A 1,453-nucleotide genomic window follows, 5' to 3' on the forward strand; every position below is an offset into this window, starting at 1 on the left:
GTTCAGATGTTTGGTCTGTTCGTGTTAGTGGGAATTGGAGGGTGACGTTCCGTTTCAATGGGGAACATGCAGAAATTGTAAATTACGAAGATTATCACTGAGGTGAAATTATGCTAATGCACAACCCTCCACATCCAGGCGAGATTATTAAAGAGCTTTGTCTTGAGCCTCTCGAGCTAAGTATCACTGCAGCGGCTGAAGCATTAGGCGTTAGTCGAAAAACACTCTCTAGTATTGTTAACGGTAAAGCAGGTATTAGCCCTGAAATGGCGGTGAGGCTTTCGATTGCGTTTAATACATCAGCTGAAAGTTGGTTGAATCAGCAAACACAATATGATTTGTGGCAGGCGGAAGCTAATCGAAGTGAACTCGATGTAAAGCCTTTAATTGCCGCCTAGCATATAAGACGAGTTAGATCTTGTAGACTTATGGGTGTATGTCCTGCCTTAAGTGCCTCTTGCTCTGCGAAAGTTTAGCGGTTCAGAAATACCAAGGAGGCACGTTGGAATAAAAAAATTTAGCAGCTAATGTGTGAATTCATGCACCACAACGATCCATCTCGCATTTTAGTAGGGCAAAAACCCCAACAATAAACTATGCCTTATTATTGCTCCTCACACTCAAACCCGCTAAGACCAGCGTCGTCCGTAGACCTTACAAACAGTAACAATCCTTAGTTACTCTGCGGCATAGTACTTGCTCCTCTGTAATACAAACACTCAAATTCATCGGCATTTCCAAGAGGAGCTTTGTCATGCGAAATATGCCTTGGGCTGAGAAACTAGACAGTACTCCCTTTATCGCCTTACTAACGATCATTACACTAACATCGTGGCTAATACAGCCCTCGTCATATTGGACCGTTTTTCTTATTGCTCTTTCTGGGCTCTCATCTATATTCCTGATCTATAAACGAAACCAGTTTTTTGCACCTCTCAAAGATGTTTCACGCTTACTTCAACAAAACGGTGTACAACACCGAGACCTCCCTCTCCATTCTCGATCTGGACACTCCGTCCTGGAAGCACTACGCCACTATTTACTCAATCAAGAACGCTCTGTTCAGCATAGAGACGGTTACTTTACTGAGTTTAACCATATGGCGAGTGAGTTATCGATCAGCGCTTCAACCTCGGCAAAAAATGCCATGGAACAAAAGCAGGCAATCTCCTCTTCGGCTGCAGCAGTCACTCAACTGAGTGCCAGCGTGAGCGATGTTGCAACGCAAGTTCGAGAAACCCATGCCGACATTGATACTTCACGTAAGCAAATTGCATAAGGGCGTGCCGAAGCGCAAAAAGCCTGCATTGAGATTGAGAAGATGACTGCCTTGTCTGAAGAAAGCGTCAAAATGGTGGATGTCTTGTTTGAGCAGTCAAACAATGTTGCAGCAATGTCTAACATCATTCGGGAAATTGCCGATCAAACCAACCTTCTATCTTTAAATGCTGCA

The 1,453-nt window shown here is 43.9% G+C and carries 3 protein-coding genes; all 3 read left to right on the forward strand.

The features are described from left to right. Positions 1 to 101: type II toxin-antitoxin system RelE/ParE family toxin (locus A3766_RS32455; protein ID WP_197479797.1), on the forward strand; the 101-nt coding region annotated here is incomplete at its 5' end. A 15-nt stretch (positions 102 to 116) separates the two neighbouring features. Beyond that, positions 117 to 398 (forward strand): HigA family addiction module antitoxin, encoded by a 282-nt coding sequence (locus A3766_RS27575; protein ID WP_369808245.1) that lies wholly within the window; start codon positions 117 to 119, stop codon positions 396 to 398. Between the two features lie 356 nt (positions 399 to 754). After that, on the forward strand, positions 755 to 1,279 hold the full coding sequence (locus tag A3766_RS27580) for a hypothetical protein (protein ID WP_068512980.1): 525 nt from the start codon (positions 755 to 757) through the stop codon (positions 1,277 to 1,279). Positions 1,280 to 1,453 lie beyond the last annotated feature (174 nt).

Source organism: Oleiphilus sp. HI0132, assembly GCF_001635845.1.

Excerpts from the sequence above, each read along its gene's own strand:
- A3766_RS27580 (WP_068512980.1), top strand. The coding sequence starts at position 755 with ATGCGAAATATGCCTTGGGCTGAGAAACTAGACAGTACTCCCTTTATC.
- A3766_RS27575 (WP_369808245.1), top strand. The coding sequence starts at position 117 with ATGCACAACCCTCCACATCCAGGCGAGATTATTAAAGAGCTTTGTCTT.